19 protein-coding genes are annotated in these 14,054 nt (G+C 67.5%); 13 read left to right on the top strand and 6 right to left on the bottom strand.

The genetic code is table 11. From position 1 onward, the window contains the following. The first annotated feature begins 25 nt into the window (after positions 1-25). Positions 26-1,585: a carboxylesterase/lipase family protein gene (locus tag ACQY68_RS04885; protein WP_428152588.1), complete on the top strand. Its 1,560-nt coding sequence runs from the start codon at positions 26-28 to the stop codon at positions 1,583-1,585. Next, positions 1,585-2,262: a DUF1345 domain-containing protein gene (locus tag ACQY68_RS04880; protein ID WP_428151932.1), complete on the top strand. Its 678-nt coding sequence runs from the start codon at positions 1,585-1,587 to the stop codon at positions 2,260-2,262. Before ACQY68_RS04885 ends, ACQY68_RS04880 begins: the two co-directional genes overlap by 1 nt. Here ACQY68_RS04880 and ACQY68_RS04875 read toward each other — a convergent pair. Beyond that, positions 2,259-3,635 carry a M28 family metallopeptidase gene (locus tag ACQY68_RS04875; protein ID WP_428151931.1) on the bottom strand — a complete coding sequence of 459 codons (1,377 nt, stop codon included), beginning with the start codon at positions 3,633-3,635 and terminating at the stop codon, positions 2,259-2,261. The two genes, ACQY68_RS04880 and ACQY68_RS04875, sit on opposite strands and share 4 nt — an antisense overlap. A 133-nt stretch (positions 3,636-3,768) precedes the next feature. Between ACQY68_RS04875 and ACQY68_RS04870 the strand changes: the two genes are divergently transcribed. From ACQY68_RS04870 to ACQY68_RS04840, 7 genes are read left to right on the top strand one after another with little or no spacing between them, the layout of a single operon-like run. After that, positions 3,769-4,830 (top strand): S1/P1 Nuclease, encoded by a 1,062-nt coding sequence (locus ACQY68_RS04870; RefSeq protein ID WP_428151930.1) that lies wholly within the window; start codon positions 3,769-3,771, stop codon positions 4,828-4,830. 6 nt (positions 4,831-4,836) lie between these two features. Next, entirely contained in the window at positions 4,837-5,613 is a 777-nt protein-coding gene (locus ACQY68_RS04865; RefSeq protein WP_428151929.1) for an RNA methyltransferase, read from the top strand. Next, positions 5,610-5,849 (top strand): hypothetical protein, encoded by a 240-nt coding sequence (locus tag ACQY68_RS04860; protein WP_428151928.1) that lies wholly within the window; start codon positions 5,610-5,612, stop codon positions 5,847-5,849. Before ACQY68_RS04865 ends, ACQY68_RS04860 begins: the two co-directional genes overlap by 4 nt. Continuing rightward, entirely contained in the window at positions 5,846-6,952 is a 1,107-nt protein-coding gene (locus ACQY68_RS04855) for an S-(hydroxymethyl)glutathione dehydrogenase/class III alcohol dehydrogenase (protein ID WP_428151927.1), read from the top strand. The genes ACQY68_RS04860 and ACQY68_RS04855 overlap by 4 nt, the downstream gene beginning before the upstream one ends. A gap of 27 nt (positions 6,953-6,979) precedes the next feature. Continuing rightward, positions 6,980-7,363: a VOC family protein gene (locus tag ACQY68_RS04850; RefSeq protein WP_428151926.1), complete on the top strand. Its 384-nt coding sequence runs from the start codon at positions 6,980-6,982 to the stop codon at positions 7,361-7,363. Then, positions 7,363-8,196 (top strand): S-formylglutathione hydrolase, encoded by an 834-nt coding sequence (gene fghA / locus ACQY68_RS04845; protein ID WP_428151925.1) that lies wholly within the window; start codon positions 7,363-7,365, stop codon positions 8,194-8,196. Before ACQY68_RS04850 ends, fghA begins: the two co-directional genes overlap by 1 nt. Next, complete coding sequence (locus ACQY68_RS04840; protein ID WP_428151924.1) at positions 8,193-8,426, top strand: hypothetical protein; 234 nt, start codon at positions 8,193-8,195, stop codon at positions 8,424-8,426. The genes fghA and ACQY68_RS04840 overlap by 4 nt, the downstream gene beginning before the upstream one ends. On the opposite strand, the gene ACQY68_RS04835 is transcribed toward ACQY68_RS04840, so the two are convergent. After that, positions 8,423-8,650: a hypothetical protein gene (locus tag ACQY68_RS04835; RefSeq protein WP_428151923.1), complete on the bottom strand. Its 228-nt coding sequence runs from the start codon at positions 8,648-8,650 to the stop codon at positions 8,423-8,425. The two genes, ACQY68_RS04840 and ACQY68_RS04835, sit on opposite strands and share 4 nt — an antisense overlap. 296 nt (positions 8,651-8,946) lie before the next feature. On the opposite strand from ACQY68_RS04835, the gene ACQY68_RS04830 reads away from it, so the two are divergent. The 4 genes from ACQY68_RS04830 (at position 8,947) to ACQY68_RS04815 (ending at position 11,920) form a co-directional block, all read left to right on the top strand. After that, positions 8,947-9,561: a superoxide dismutase gene (locus ACQY68_RS04830; RefSeq protein ID WP_428151922.1), complete on the top strand. Its 615-nt coding sequence runs from the start codon at positions 8,947-8,949 to the stop codon at positions 9,559-9,561. A gap of 115 nt (positions 9,562-9,676) precedes the next feature. Continuing rightward, entirely contained in the window at positions 9,677-10,624 is a 948-nt protein-coding gene (locus ACQY68_RS04825) for an MBL fold metallo-hydrolase (protein ID WP_428151921.1), read from the top strand. A gap of 150 nt (positions 10,625-10,774) precedes the next feature. Then, positions 10,775-11,392: a 30S ribosomal protein S4 gene (gene rpsD, locus ACQY68_RS04820; RefSeq protein WP_292152148.1), complete on the top strand. Its 618-nt coding sequence runs from the start codon at positions 10,775-10,777 to the stop codon at positions 11,390-11,392. A gap of 138 nt (positions 11,393-11,530) precedes the next feature. Further along, complete coding sequence (locus ACQY68_RS04815; protein WP_428151920.1) at positions 11,531-11,920, top strand: hypothetical protein; 390 nt, start codon at positions 11,531-11,533, stop codon at positions 11,918-11,920. Here ACQY68_RS04815 and ACQY68_RS04810 read toward each other — a convergent pair. From ACQY68_RS04810 to grxD, 4 genes are all read right to left on the bottom strand, one after another. Further along, positions 11,917-12,486 (bottom strand): sensor histidine kinase, encoded by a 570-nt coding sequence (locus tag ACQY68_RS04810; RefSeq protein WP_428152587.1) that lies wholly within the window; start codon positions 12,484-12,486, stop codon positions 11,917-11,919. The genes ACQY68_RS04815 and ACQY68_RS04810 overlap by 4 nt on opposite strands. After that, complete coding sequence (locus ACQY68_RS04805) at positions 12,438-12,983, bottom strand: hypothetical protein (RefSeq protein WP_428151919.1); 546 nt, start codon at positions 12,981-12,983, stop codon at positions 12,438-12,440. The genes ACQY68_RS04810 and ACQY68_RS04805 overlap by 49 nt, the downstream gene beginning before the upstream one ends. Positions 12,984-13,203: 220 nt before the next feature. Then, positions 13,204-13,629 carry an acyl-CoA thioesterase gene (locus tag ACQY68_RS04800; RefSeq protein WP_428151918.1) on the bottom strand — a complete coding sequence of 142 codons (426 nt, stop codon included), beginning with the start codon at positions 13,627-13,629 and terminating at the stop codon, positions 13,204-13,206. 3 nt (positions 13,630-13,632) lie between these two features. Next, positions 13,633-13,992: a Grx4 family monothiol glutaredoxin gene (gene grxD, locus ACQY68_RS04795; protein WP_428151917.1), complete on the bottom strand. Its 360-nt coding sequence runs from the start codon at positions 13,990-13,992 to the stop codon at positions 13,633-13,635. Positions 13,993-14,054: the final 62 nt, after the last annotated feature.

Genomic DNA, 14,054 nt, shown 5'->3' with positions numbered 1-14,054 from the left:
ACGCGCCGTGGACTCCAGACTGTTCATGACCCGTCGGGGTCTCGCGGCCGGCGGCCTCGCGTTGACCACCCTTCCTGCCAGTGCTCTGGCGCAGAACACCCACCCCGTCGTCGCCACCACCAACGGCCCGGTGCTCGGCCAGACCGACGCGGGCGTCGCCGTATTCAAGGGCCTGCGCTACGGCGCAGACACCGGCCCGCGCCGCTTCCAGCCGCCCGTCCGCCCCACCGCCTGGACCACGCCCGCCGAGGCCTTCGCCTACGGCGCGGCCAGTCCGCAAGGAGGGAATGAAGCCAATCAGTCCGAGGACTGCCTGTTCCTCAACGTCTGGTCCCCCGGCCTCGACCGCGAGCGGCGGCCGGTCATGGTCTACATCCACGGCGGCGCCTATTCGAACGGCTCGGGGTCCAACCCGCTCTACGACGGGACCCGGCTGGCGAAGCGCAACGACGTGGTCGTGGTCACCCTGAACCACCGGCTGAACCTGTTCGGATACGCCTGTCTCCAGCGCATCGCGGGCGCCCCATTCCTCGACAGCGGCAACGCCGGTCAGCTGGACCTGCATCTCGCGCTCGAATGGGTGCGGGACAATATCACGGGCTTCGGAGGGGACCCGTCCCGCATCATGGTCTTCGGCCAGTCGGGCGGCGGGGCCAAGATCGCGACCATGATGGCGACGCCCGCCGCCGCAGGCCTGTTCCACCGCGCCGCCACCATGAGCGGACAGCAGGTCACCGCCTCCGGCCCCTGGAACGCCACCCGCCGGGCCGAGGCCTGGCTCGACGCGCTCAACCTGCCGAAGGAACGCGCCGCCGAGGCCGCGACCCTGCCGGTCGAAACCTTGCTGAAGGCCTCCGAAACCACCGATCCGGTGCTTGGCTTCGGCGGTCTCTACTGGGGGCCTGTGCTGGATAACCGCACCCTGATGCGCCACCCCTTCTATCCCGACGCGCCGCCCCGGTCGGCCCACATCCCGATGATCATCGGCAACACCCACGACGAGACCCGCGCCTTCCTCGGCGGCGATCCGGCCAACTTCGCCCTCACCTGGGACGACTTGCCCGGAAAGATGACCGGCCGCGAGCTCCGCATCGACGTCGCCCCGGAACCCGTCATCGCCGCCTACCGCCGGATGTATCCCGACTACTCCCCGTCCGACGTCTTCTTCGCCGCGACGACCGCCGCCCGCTCATGGCGCGGCGCGGTGATCGAGGCCGAGGCTCGCGCCGCCGCCGGAACACCGGCCTTCGTCTACCAACTGGACTGGACTTCCCCGATCGACGGCGGCCGACGCGGCGCCATGCACACCGACGACATCCCGCTGGCGCTGGACAACGTCATGGCGACCGGCAGCCGGGCGCAAGGACCGCAGGCCCAGCCCATCGCCGACCGCCTGTCGAAAGCCTTCGTCGCCCTGGCCCGCGACGGCGATCCGAACCATCCGGACCTTCCGACCTGGACGCCCTACGACCTGACGCGTCGCCAGACGATGATCATGGACGAACCGGCGCGGATGGAGGACGATCCGCGCGGCGCCGAGCGTCGCCTGTTCGCCGCCATACCCTACATCCAGCCCGGAACCTGATGGCCCAATCGCCCGCCCCGCCCGCCGCCCGCCCGCCGTTCCGGGCCCTGAGGCTGCACGGCGCCCTGCTGATCGGTCTGGCCGTCACGGGCGTCATCACGCTCGCCGCCCCGGCCGAGTGGCGCTGGACCGTGCGGCTGGCGGCGGGCTGGGACGCAGGCGTGGCCCTGTTCCTGATGCTGACCTTCATCAAGCTGGCCCGGACGCAATCGGTCGACGCCATCCGCGCCCGCGCCGCCGACCTCGATGAGGCGGGAGTTGCTGTCCTCCCGCTCAGCCTTCTGGCCGCCGCCGCCAGCGTCGCGGTCGTGATCTCCGAAGCCGCCTCGGGGTCCGCAGGCATCGGCAAGGGCGTCGAGGCCCTTCTGACCCTCGGCACGGTCGCCGCCTCATGGCTGTTCGTGCACGTCATTTTCGGCCTGCACTACGCCCATCGCTTCTATGCGCCCGACAGCAAGGGAGATCGTGGCGGCCTCATGTTCCCCGGCGAGACCGAGCCCGACTACTGGGACTTCCTGCACTTTTCCCTGATCATCGGCGTCGCCTCCCAGACCGCCGACGTGCAGATCTCCGATCGCCGCATGAGGCGTCTCTCGACGGTCCACAGCGTCACGGCCTTCGTGTTCAACACCGTCCTGGTGGCCCTGGCGGTAAACCTCGCGGTCAGCCTGATCTAGTTCGCGTCCGGCCGTCCGCCCTCGGCCCACTCGGGGGTGAACGCCCCGTCGGCCATAGCCTTCAGCGGTTCGACCAGGGACTGGATCGCATTGGTCATGAAGGGGATGTCGAGGTTCTCGATCGTGTCCTCGGCCGTGTGATAGGTCGGGATGGTAGCCCAGCCCGAGATGGTGTGGGCGACGATGCCCTGAACCGCCAAGGCGTAATTGTCCGAGCGCTGGAAGAAGTTCTGCTCCGGATAGGGATCGGGACCGACGAGGGCGCCGCGTTCCTTCAGGGCCGCGCCGAAGTTGGACCGCTCGAAGCCCGTCATCATCATGACGCCCGCCGGAAGCTGCGGATCCTGGTCGCCGATCATCTCGATCTCGAGGTTGGCGGCGATGTCGGTGAGGGGGATCGGCGGGTGCTGCACGAAATAGCGCGAGCCCAGCAGGCCGGCCTCTTCCGATCCGTAGGCGACGAACATGATGCTGCGCTCATGCGGCCCGCTGGCGGCGAGCGCATTGGCCAATTCGATCACCGCCACCGTGCCCGAGGCGTCGTCGTTGGCGCCGTGCATGACCACGCCGTCCGAACGCAGGCCGATGTGGTCCAGGTGCGCCGAGATCATCAGGACGCCCGCGGACGGGTCGGTCCCCTGCAGCCAGCCGATGGCGTTGGAGGTGAAGCCCTGTTCGACTTCGGACTGGCCCGGATCGTAGGCCGCCGTTCCGCCGGCGGCCGCGAGACGGTCGTAAGCCTCGGGTGCCACCACGAGGACGACCGGCCCGACGCGCGGCATAGCGTCGGCCAGACGGATGACCGGGTCGCGCGAACCGCTGTCGCCGGTGGCCGTGGCGAGGGCTTCCGTCCGACGCAACAGGATCAGCTTCGCGCCGCTGCGCATGGCGGCGCCGAACAGGGCCCGCACGCCCGGTCCTTCGGCCGGGGCGATCATCAGGGTCTCGCTGCCCGAAGGCAGGGCGGCCGGATCTGCGGCCACCGTCACGACGCCCGAGGCCGGGTTCAGCCCGCCGGTCAGGATGGCGAAGTCGGCGCCCTGCATCAGGGTGGCGCCGCCGACCGTCACGGTCGCGGCGCCCGAGGGCGTGGTCTTCACCACCGGCGCGCGCTGGACGAAGCCGTCCATGCCCGGAACCGGGGTCAGGCCGGCGAGGCGGAACTGGGCGGTGACATAGGCGGCGGCGATGGCTTCATCGCGCGTGGCGCTGCCCCGACCCTGCAGTTCGTCACCGGCCAGGAAGCCGACATGGGCCGCGACCGAGTTCTGCTCGATCACGGGCGTCTGTTGCTGCGCCAGAGCGGGCGCGGCCATGAGGGCGATCAGCGAGACGGCGGCAAATGCCAGATACTGCGAGGATGGGCGCTTCATGACGGGCTCCGACAGAACAGGAGCGCAGCCGTAGGCGGCGGCCCGCGATCCGGTCAAGTGAAGGCTTGTTCACTCTGGACGCCGCCGCTCCGGGCCGCTCTAACGGCGCGTGAAGTCCCCCCGGAGCTCCGTCATGAACCGTCCCTCTTCCAAGCGCCTGGTCCTCGTCGCCGTCGCCGCCCTGATCGTCGGAGCGAGCGGTGCGATCACCGCCACCCGGGTCGACGCCTGGGGATCGACGGGTCACCGCACCATCGGCGTCGCCGCCATGCGCGGCCTGTCCGACGAACTGCCGGCCTTCCTGCGCAACCCGGGCGCAGTCGCGGAAGTCGGCGAGCTGTCGCGCGAGCCCGACCGCACCAAGGGCGCCGGCCAGCCGCACGACCGGGAACGTGACACGGCCCACTTCGTCGATCTGGACGACAACGGCCACGTCATGAATGAGCGAGGCCCGACCCTGTCCGAACTGCCCCAGCTGAAGAGCGAGTACGACGCCCAGCTTCTGGCGGTAGGCATCGAGGTCAACGACGCCGGCTACCTGCCCTACGCCATCATGGACGGGTATCAGCAACTGGCCCGCGACTTCGCGACCTGGCGCGTGCTGAACGCCGCCGAGGCCCGCGAGCTCGATCCCGGCAAGCGCGCCTGGTACCGCGAGGATCGGCTGCGTCGCGAGGCACTGATCCTGCGCGACATCGGCTACCTGTCGCACTACGTCGGCGACGGCTCCCAGCCGCACCATATGTCGATCCACTACAACGGCTGGGGCGACTATCCGAACCCTGAGGGATTCACCAACGCACGCTCGACCCACGGTGCGTTCGAGGGTGGCTTCATCCGCCGCAACCTGCGTCTGGACGCGGTCGAGGCCGTGATGCCCGCGCCGAACCTCGACGGCTTCGACCTGCGCGCCCGGACCGCGACCTATCTCAATGCGACCCTGGCCCAGGTCATTCCCTTCTATCGCCTTGAGAAGACCGGCGCCTTCGCGGCCGACGCCGAGGGCGCGGTCCTGACGCCGGGCGCCGAGTTCGCCACGGCCCGGATCGCAGCGGGCGCCGCCGAGCTGCGCGACATGATCACCCTGGCCTGGCGCGACGCCGGCGCCCAGTCGATCGGCTGGCCGGCCGTCAAGGTGGCCGAGGTCGAGGCCGGCACGGCCGACCCGTGGCTGGCCATGATCGGCGAGGACTGACCCGGTTTGACTGAGCCGACACCACCCATCGTCATCCTCGACCGGTCCCAGATGGCCGAGAACATCGGCGCGGTCGCGCGGGTGATGGCGAACTTCGGGCTGGACAAACTGCGTCTGGTCGCCCCGCGCGACGGCTGGCCTCAGGAGCGGGCCTGGGCCACCGCATCCGGCGCCGACTGGGTGCTGGACGGCGTCGAGGTCTTCGACACGGTGGCCGCCGCCATCGCCGACCTGAACACCGTCTTCGCCACCACGGCCCGCCCGCGCGAGACGCGCCAGCCGGTGCGCACCCCGCGCGAGTCGGCGCGAGTCCTCTACGACGACACCGCCTCGGGGCTGAAGACGGGCCTGTTGTTCGGGGCCGAGCGGGCCGGGCTGGAGACGACCGACATCGCCCTCTGCCACGGCATCACCACCATCCCCATCGACCCCCGGCACCAGAGCCTGAACCTGGCCCAGGCCGTGGCGATCAACGCCTACGAGTGGCGCACCCTGATCCTCGACGCCCCGCCGCCGAACTTCCGCGAGGCTGAACCGCCGGCATCGGGCGAACTTCAGCTCGGCATGTACGAGCATCTGGAGCGTGAACTCGACGCCGCCGGCTTCTTCCATCCGCCCGAGAAGTTCCGCTCGATGAGCCAGAACCTGCGCGTCATGCTGGGCCGCTCGGCCTTCACCGCGCAGGAGGTCGCCACCTTCAGGGGCGTGATCACCGCCCTGTCCAAGGGGCGCGGCCGGGTGCTGGAACGACTGGCGCGCGAACGGGCGGACAAGGCAAAATGACAGAGGCGCAGATTGACGACCTGCTGCACGAGCTCTGCGTCGATCTCGGCTTCTGTCTGCACGGCGAAGCTGCGGAACAGTTCTACGAGAACACCCCAGCCGACCCAGAATCATTTGCCCGAGCGGTCTTCGCGGCTGACGGTCTTGATTTCGATTCAGAGACACGAGACGGCCTGAAGCAGGCGGTGAAAAATCGTGTCGCCAAATACATGCGTCCTACGGAGCCGAACCCATGAAAACCCGCGCCGCCGTCGCCTTCGAGGCCAAACGTCCGCTGGAGATCGTCGAGGTCGATCTGGAAGGCCCGCGCGCCGGCGAGGTGCTGATCGAGATCAAGGCCACCGGCATCTGCCACACCGACGCCTACACCCTGGACGGTCTGGACTCCGAGGGCATCTTCCCGAGCATCCTCGGACACGAGGGCGCGGGCGTCGTCGTCGAGGTCGGACCGGGCGTGACCAGCGTCGCGGTCGGCGATCACGTCATCCCGCTCTACACGCCCGAATGTCGCCAGTGTAAGTCGTGCCTGTCGCGCAAGACCAACCTCTGCACCGCCATCCGCTCGACCCAGGGCAAGGGCGTCATGCCCGACGGCACGAGCCGCTTCAGCTACAAGGGTCAGGCCATCGCCCACTACATGGGCTGCTCGACCTTCTCGAACTATACGGTCTTGCCCGAGATCGCGGTCGCGAAGATTCGCAAGGACGCACCCTTCGACAAGGCCTGCTACGTCGGTTGCGGCGTGACGACGGGCGTCGGCGCGGTGGTCAACACGGCCAAGGTCGAGCCGGGCGCCAACGCGGTCGTCTTCGGCCTCGGCGGCATCGGCCTCAACGTCATCCAGGGGCTGAAGATGGTCGGGGCCGACATGATCGTCGGCGTTGACATCAACGGCGACAAGGAGGAGTGGGGCCGCCGCTTCGGCATGACCCATTTCGTGAACCCCAAGACCGTCCCCGACGTCGTCGCCCATCTGGTCGAGCTGACCGGCGGCGGCGCGGACTACACCTTCGACTGCACCGGCAATACGGTGGTGATGCGCCAGGCGCTCGAGGCCTGTCACCGCGGCTGGGGCGAGAGCATCGTCATTGGCGTGGCCGAGGCCGGCAAGGAAATCTCGACCCGCCCGTTCCAGCTGGTCACCGGCCGGGTCTGGCGCGGCTCGGCCTTCGGCGGCGCGCGTGGTCGCACCGATACGCCGAAGATCGTCGAGTGGTACATGGACGGCAAGATCGAGATCGACCCGATGATCACGCATACGCTGCCGCTCGAACGGATCAACGAGGCCTTCGACCTGATGCATGCGGGCGAGAGCATCCGCAGCGTCGTGGTCTTCTAGAACAACCGGAAACGAGGGAGAAAACGCATGTTCACGCACCTGACCGTGGGGGCCAACGACATCGAGGCGTCGCGGAAATTCTATGACGCGGCCCTGGGCGCCCTCGGCATCCCGGCGTCAGTCGGACCGGATCCCAAGGGCCGCTACTGGTGGCGCACGGATCGCGGCGCCTTCGCGATCGGCAAGCCCATCGACGGCGAACCCGCCTGCCACGCCAACGGCGGCACCATCGGTTTCCACGCCAAAGACGAAGCGATGGTACAGGCCTTCCACGACGCCGGCGTCGCCGCCGGCGGCCGTTCGATCGAGGACCCGCCCGGCGAGCGCAACGGCGCCTTCGGCCGCCTGAACCTGGCTTACCTGCGTGATCCGGACGGCAACAAGATCTGCGCGATGCATCGTCCGGGCTGATGCAGGTTCTCAAGACCCACGCCGTCCACGGCGGGACGCTGAACTACCTGCGGCACGACAGCGTCTCGACAGGTACGACGATGACGCTGTCGGTCTTCACGCCGCCGGGCGAGGGGCCGTTCCCGGTGCTCATCTGGCTCTCCGGTCTGACCTGCACCGAGGACAATTTCACCACCAAGGCCGGGGCCTATGGCGCGGCGGCGGAACACGGCGTCATCATCGTCGCGCCCGACACCTCGCCTCGCGGCGACGAGGTGGCGGACGACCCCGCCTATGATCTGGGTCAGGGCGCAGGCTTCTATGTCGATGCGACTGAGGCGCCCTGGGCGCCGCATTTCCGCATGGAGACCTATGTCACGGACGAGCTGATCGCCCTGATCGACGCGAACTTCCCGACGACGAAGACACGCTCGATCAGCGGCCATTCGATGGGTGGGCACGGGGCCCTGACACTGGCGCTGCGTCATCCGCAGCTGTTCCGCTCGGTCTCGGCCTTCGCGCCGATCGCCTCGCCGACGCGTTGTCCCTGGGGCGAAAAGGCCTTCACCGCCTATCTCGGCGACGACCGGGCCGAATGGGCGAGGCACGATGCCGCCCTGCTGGTGGAAGCCGGAACGGCCGGGGACCGGTTCGACGAAATCCTGATCGATCAGGGCGACGCCGATCCCTTCCTCGTCGAACAGCTCAAGCCCGAACTGCTAGTCGCGGCGGGCGAGACGGCGGGGCAGGTGATCCGATTGCGGATGCAGCCAGGCTACGACCACTCCTACTTCTTCATGGCCAGCTTCATCGCCGACCATGTCGCCTTCCATGCGGAAAGACTGAAGCGATGACCAACGACAACACCTATGACGACCTGTTCGCGGCCCTGTGCAACGAGCTGGGCCACTGCCTGCACGACAAGGGTCAGAAGAAGGTGATCGCGGCTCTGCCGTCGGGCCTCGATGCGGCGGTGAAGGTGGTGCTGGAGGCGGACGGCGTCGACTTCCTCAATGCGCCGGGAAGCTTGAAGCGCGCGGTGCGGGACTGCCTGAAGGCCAACCTGCCCGCGGACGCCGTCTAGAAGGGGAAGGGCGTAATCGCGCCCGAACAGAGGCGCTCTTCGACCCGTTGATGGACCTTGCAACGCAGCTGACGGCGGTTCCGCAGGGTCTCGTGCAGGGCGTCTGCGACGGACAGGATCTGTTCGTCGGCCATGAATTCTGACGCGTCCAGCAACTCGTGGCACAGGACGTCGAGCGTCTGCTGGCTCAGTTTCGGCGGGGCGTAGGCGAATGACTGTCCCATGGACGACCTCTCCATCTGCAACGCCAAAGGGTGGTGGGGCTGTGGATGTTCCCGGGCAAGATGCCTAAGCGTTTCCTAACGCGCCCACGCCTCGGGTCATGCGTCGGTCCGGATAGAAGCCGAGGGAAAGTCCCTCCGCCGGGGCCGTCGGAATGGTTCATCGGTACGAGCGTTCCGCGCTTGAACTACGTCACCGTACATCGAATGGCGGATTTCCAGCCCTGACGCCTTTGGCGACGGACACGGGACGCCTACATGCGCGTTACGGATTCATCGAACACAAGGAGCCTCTCCCCATGGCCTTCACCCTGCCGCCGCTGCCCTACGCCTATGACGCGCTGGAGCCCGCCATCGACAAGGAGACGATGACCTTCCACCACGACAAGCATCACCAGGCCTATGTCGACAACCTGAACAAGGCCGTCGACGCCGATGCGAGCCTGCAGGGCAAGTCGCTGGAAGAGCTGTTCGCCTCGATCTCGACCGCGCCCAAGGCCGTGCGGAACAACGGCGGCGGTCACTGGAACCACGCCCTGTTCTGGGAGCTGCTGGCCCCGGCCGGTCAGGGCGGCGAGCCGTCGGCGGAACTGTCTGCCGCGATCGACCGCGACCTCGGCGGCCTCGACAAGTTCAAGGAAGACTTCAACGCCGCCGGCGCCGGCCAGTTCGGCTCGGGCTGGGCCTGGCTGATCGTCCAGGACGGCAAGCTCAAGGTCACGTCCACGCCGAACCAGGACAACCCCCTGATGGACGTCGCCGAACAGAAGGGCGCCGTCGTCCTGGGCGCCGACGTCTGGGAACACGCCTACTATCTGAAGTACCAGAATCGCCGTCCGGATTACCTCAAGGCCTTCTGGACCGTGGTGAACTGGAACAAGGCTAATGCCCTGTTCGCGGCCGCCACGGCCTGATCCGGGGCCGTTCTGCAACAGACGGCGGGTCGTGAAACCCCTTCACGGTCCGCCGTCTGGCGCATCGCCTGCGCCAACCTATCTGAGCTGAGCCGTTCGTTCTCCCGAGGGATCCATGACCACCCAGTTCAAGCTCGCCGCCGCCCTGATCCTGTCGGGCATGATCGTGGCCGGATGCCAGAAGCCCGCCGACAAGGCCGAGGCTCCCGCCGCTCCCGCCGCGCCTGCCGCGCAGCCGGTCGCCAGCACCGACATCTATCCCTTCCAGATCGGCGCGCTGCAGGCGGTCGCGCTGAAGGACGGCACGATGTCGGTTCCGCTCGCCGACACGCCGTGGTCGGACCACGCCGGCGTGCGTCAGGTCCTGACCGCCGCCGGTCTGCCGGGCGACACCGTCAATCTGTCGATCCAGCCCCTGCTGCTGCGGGACGGAGACCGGGTCGTGCTGATCGACACCGGCAACGGCGCCGGGGGTACGCCTGCGGGTCATCTCATGACCTCCCTGCGCGAGGCGGGCGTCCAGCCGGCCCAGGTCACCGATGTCCTGATCTCCCACGCGCACGGCGACCACGTCGGCGGCCTCGTCGGGACCGACGGCAAGCTCAGCTTCCCCAATGCCACCATCCGCATGAGTGCGGCGGAGTGGGACTATGCCAAGGCCGGGGCCGAGGCCGCCGGCGCCGGCCCCCTGCTGGCCGCGATCACGCCCAGGGTCGAAACCTTCGAACCGGGCGCCCAGGTGACCCCTTCGATCACCGCCGTCGCCCTGCAGGGCCATACGCCGGGCCACACCGGCTACGAGATCGTCTCCGGTCAGGATCGCCTGCTGTATCTGGGCGACGCCCTGCATAGCTCGGTCATCTCGGTCGAGCGCCCCGATTTCGTGAACACGTGGGATTCGGATTCCGACGCCGCCATCGCGACCCGGCTCGCACTCCTTGGGCGCGGAGCGACGCAGTCGCTGCGGGTGTACGGCGTCCACTTCCCCTTCCCGGGGCTCGGCGCGTTCCGGCGTCAGGACGACGGCTTCGTCTGGGTCCCGGAAGTCGCCGCCCAGCCTTGACTCACGGGGACGGGGAACGCATAAGCCCCGCCTTCACGTCACCGGCTCCTGTCGGCGGCGCGAACACACTACGGACGATGCGTGGACCGCCGTTGAGATCGTCCCTCCATTCGCGGAGGGGCCGGGCCGCATCATTTAAAAGAGAACACAATGTCGAAGCGCCATAGCGCCAAGTATAAAATCGATCGGGCCATGGGTGAGAACCTGTGGGGCCGCGCCAAGTCGCCGGTCAACAAGCGTTCCTACGGTCCCGGCCAGCACGGCCAGCGCCGCAAGTCCAAGGTCTCCGACTTCGGCCTGCAGCTGAAGGCCAAGCAGAAGCTGAAGGGCTACTACGCCAACCTGACCGAGAAGCAGTTCCGCAAGACCTATGACGAGGCCGCTCGCCGCAAGGGCAACACCTCGGAAATCCTGATCGGCCTGCTGGAAGCCCGTCTGGACGCCACGGTCTATCGCGCCAAGTTCGTGCCGACTCCCTGGGCCGCCCGCCAGTTCGTCAACCACGGCCACGTCACCGTCAACGGCAAGAAGGTGAACATCGCCTCCTACCGCCTGCGCGTCGGCGACGTCGTCGAGGTCAAGGAAAAGTCCCGCAACATGGCGCTGGTGCTCGAAGCCCAGCAGTCCGGCGAGCGCGACATCCCCGACTACCTGGAACTGGGCGACCGTGGTTTCTCGGTCCGCTTCGTCCGCTTCCCCGAACTGGCCGACGTGCCGTTCGCGGTGAAGATGGAGCCGAACCTGGTCGTCGAATACTACTCGTCCTGATCGTTCCACGATCTGGAATGGAAAGGCCCCGGAGCAATCCGGGGCCTTTTCTGTTTCGTGATCGCGTCGTCCGCGAAATCAGGTGCGAAAAAGCCCGAATTGAGCGATCATGGCTCGGCTGAACAGGATTACACGGACATGGGGTCCATCCGTACGCTCGCTCTGATCGCGGCCGCCGCGCTGGCGACGTCGGGCTGCGCCCTGTTCCAGCGGGACGAGCCGACCCGCGCCGCCGCCATGCCCGGTCAGCTGGAACCCATTCACGCCGCCGCAATCACCCGCGACCTCGCCGTCTTTTGGGTCAGCTCCAACGGCTGCACCGACAAGGACGACCTGCGGCCGGTCGTGAATCACATCGGCGCTGCCTCGACCATCACCCTGCGCCGTATCGAACAGGACGACTGCGAGACTCCGATCGCCGACGGCATCGAGGTCATCTGGTCGTTCGAGGAACTGGGCCTGATCCCCGGCTCGCGCGTATCGGTCAACAACCCCTACCAGCTGCCGTCGACCATCCCGACGACCTAGGCCCCACCGCTCGCGCTGAGCGAGGGGTTATCGACCGCCGCGAGCTGGCTGTGGATCACCGAAATGACCACGCCGTGGCCTGGGCTCTCTACCTGAATGCGAGCATGAAGCTGCTTGGCCAGGGCCTCGACGATGCTTGTGCCCAGACCCGGCGTCGCACTCGCCGCGTCCTTGGGCATGCCGACGCCGTCGTCGCGGACCGTGAGGGTCCAGTTGGGCCCGTGGCTGCTGTATCCCACCACGATCGTGCCGGACCGGCCGCCGGGGAAGGCGTACTTCAGGGCGTTGATCACCAGTTCCGTGACGATCAGACCCAAGCTGACCGAAACATCTGCGCTGGTCGAGCTGTCGTCGGCCTCCACCCGCAGCGACAGGCGCGTGGGGTCATGGATCATCGACGCTCCGATGCTCTTGCACAGCTGGGTGAAATACGGAGCCAGCTCGACTTCGCCGAGGCGTGATGTGGCCAGTTGCTGCTGCAGGGCGGCGACCGACATGACCCGGCTGTGGGCTTCCGTCAGATGGAGCCGCGTTTCGTCCGAATTGGTCTTCTTGGCGCTTTGCAGAATGACGCTGGCGATGATCTGCAGACTGTTGGCGACCGGTGCTGCAGCTCCTGCAACAAGACGGCCTTCTCGCGCAGCAGATCGTCCTTCTGCTTTTCGCCTTCGCGCGCGGCCGTGACGTCCTCGACGGTCAGAAGAAGCCGGACAGGCTCTTCGGGCGACAGGACAAGTCTTTGCGCGTTGATGACCAGCTTGCGCACGCCCTGGCGCGGGCCCTTCATGTCCATCTCATAGGCGTCGATGGCGGCGTCCCCTGCGGCTGTCGCATCCAGCAGCACGCGCAGCTGGGGCTTGTTCCATTCGCCGGTGCCGATCTCGCCAAGGAAACGCCCCACGACCCGGTCCTGATCGACGTCGAAGACGCGGCAGAAACACGTGCTGGCGGCGATCACCTTCAGCGTCTGGTCCAGAAGCAGCAGAGGCGCTGTCGAGGATCCGACCACGGCCAGCGCGAGGCTCAGAGGCCCATCAGGATGCAGAGGCGGGTGGGCAGCCATGGCTGACCCTTCAGGTGATCTGGAGGCTCGCGGAGCGAAAGCCATACCCAGCCGAATTGTGTGGAGCAGGACAGCGGCCGATTTTCTGAGGCCGACTGAGGTTGTATTGGAACCTATTGCGGTCCCGCGCGCTTGGCGCAACCGAAAAACTTCGGATCTGCAAGACTACAGAACTTCAATGAGGTAAAGCTTGAGTACAGCGGAGGTTGCTTCTGTACGCTCAGCGACGCTCGAAGGTCGGCAGCATGTCGGCCGGAATACGCGTCGGCCGCATCGTGGCGGCATCGACCAGGCACCATTCCGAGACGCCCTGTGCGCACAGCCGTCCCTGGCCGTCCTCGATGCGGACATAGCGGGCGAAGCGCGGCCCTTGAGGATCGCCGACCCAGGTGCGGGCCACGGCCGTGTCGTCGGGCATCAGGGCGCGCAGGTAGTCGATCTCGTGCCTCAGGGCGACCCAGGACCATCTGGCGCGCGTGGCCTCGTCGAAACGGGCGTTCCAGTGGGACGTGCCGGCGTCCTGCAGCCAGCCGACATAGACCACGTTGTTGACGTGCCCATTGGCGTCGATGTGCTCGGGCCGGATCTCCAGCGGCACCTCGAAGACCTCACGGTCCTCACGCGGCGTCAGGGTCGTGCGCGCCAAGGCCTAGGCCTCGCCGAGCGGAACGCCTTTTTCGACCATCAGGGCGGTCAGCTCGCCGGCCTGGAACATCTCGCGCACGATGTCCGAACCGCCGACGAATTCGCCCTTCACATAGAGCTGGGGAATGGTCGGCCAGTCGGTGAAGGTCTTGATGCCGTCGCGCAGGCCGTCGTCCTGCAGCACGTCCACGCCGACGAACGGCGCCCCGACGTGATCGAGGATCTGGACGGCGAGAGACGAGAAGCCGCAGCGCGGGCTGTCCGGCGTGCCCTTCATGAACAGGACGACGTCGTGATCGGCCACGGTCTGGGCGATGAAGGCGTGAACCGGATCGGCAGCGGTATCGAGAGCTTGGTCGGACACGGGGAGACGCCTTTCGTTGCAGGCGTCAGCTAGGGACGGCGGGGGCGCCGGTCAAGGGACGC

The sequence above is a fragment of the Brevundimonas sp. genome, assembly GCF_965278935.1.
GTDB lineage: Bacteria > Pseudomonadota > Alphaproteobacteria > Caulobacterales > Caulobacteraceae > Brevundimonas.
Note: the sequence above shows the minus strand (reverse complement) of the source record. Positions and strands in the feature narration are given on the sequence as shown.

Coding starts and splice junctions, on each gene's coding strand:
- ACQY68_RS04885 (WP_428152588.1), top strand. CDS start 26: ATGACCCGTCGGGGTCTCGCGGCCGGCGGCCTCGCGTTGACCACCCTT.
- ACQY68_RS04880 (WP_428151932.1), top strand. CDS start 1,585: ATGGCCCAATCGCCCGCCCCGCCCGCCGCCCGCCCGCCGTTCCGGGCC.
- ACQY68_RS04875 (WP_428151931.1), bottom strand. CDS start 3,635: ATGAAGCGCCCATCCTCGCAGTATCTGGCATTTGCCGCCGTCTCGCTG.
- ACQY68_RS04870 (WP_428151930.1), top strand. CDS start 3,769: ATGAACCGTCCCTCTTCCAAGCGCCTGGTCCTCGTCGCCGTCGCCGCC.
- ACQY68_RS04860 (WP_428151928.1), top strand. CDS start 5,610: ATGACAGAGGCGCAGATTGACGACCTGCTGCACGAGCTCTGCGTCGAT.
- ACQY68_RS04855 (WP_428151927.1), top strand. CDS start 5,846: ATGAAAACCCGCGCCGCCGTCGCCTTCGAGGCCAAACGTCCGCTGGAG.
- ACQY68_RS04850 (WP_428151926.1), top strand. CDS start 6,980: ATGTTCACGCACCTGACCGTGGGGGCCAACGACATCGAGGCGTCGCGG.
- fghA (WP_428151925.1), top strand. CDS start 7,363: ATGCAGGTTCTCAAGACCCACGCCGTCCACGGCGGGACGCTGAACTAC.
- ACQY68_RS04840 (WP_428151924.1), top strand. CDS start 8,193: ATGACCAACGACAACACCTATGACGACCTGTTCGCGGCCCTGTGCAAC.
- ACQY68_RS04835 (WP_428151923.1), bottom strand. CDS start 8,650: ATGGGACAGTCATTCGCCTACGCCCCGCCGAAACTGAGCCAGCAGACG.
- ACQY68_RS04830 (WP_428151922.1), top strand. CDS start 8,947: ATGGCCTTCACCCTGCCGCCGCTGCCCTACGCCTATGACGCGCTGGAG.
- ACQY68_RS04825 (WP_428151921.1), top strand. CDS start 9,677: ATGACCACCCAGTTCAAGCTCGCCGCCGCCCTGATCCTGTCGGGCATG.
- rpsD (WP_292152148.1), top strand. CDS start 10,775: ATGTCGAAGCGCCATAGCGCCAAGTATAAAATCGATCGGGCCATGGGT.
- ACQY68_RS04815 (WP_428151920.1), top strand. CDS start 11,531: ATGGGGTCCATCCGTACGCTCGCTCTGATCGCGGCCGCCGCGCTGGCG.
- ACQY68_RS04805 (WP_428151919.1), bottom strand. CDS start 12,983: ATGGCTGCCCACCCGCCTCTGCATCCTGATGGGCCTCTGAGCCTCGCG.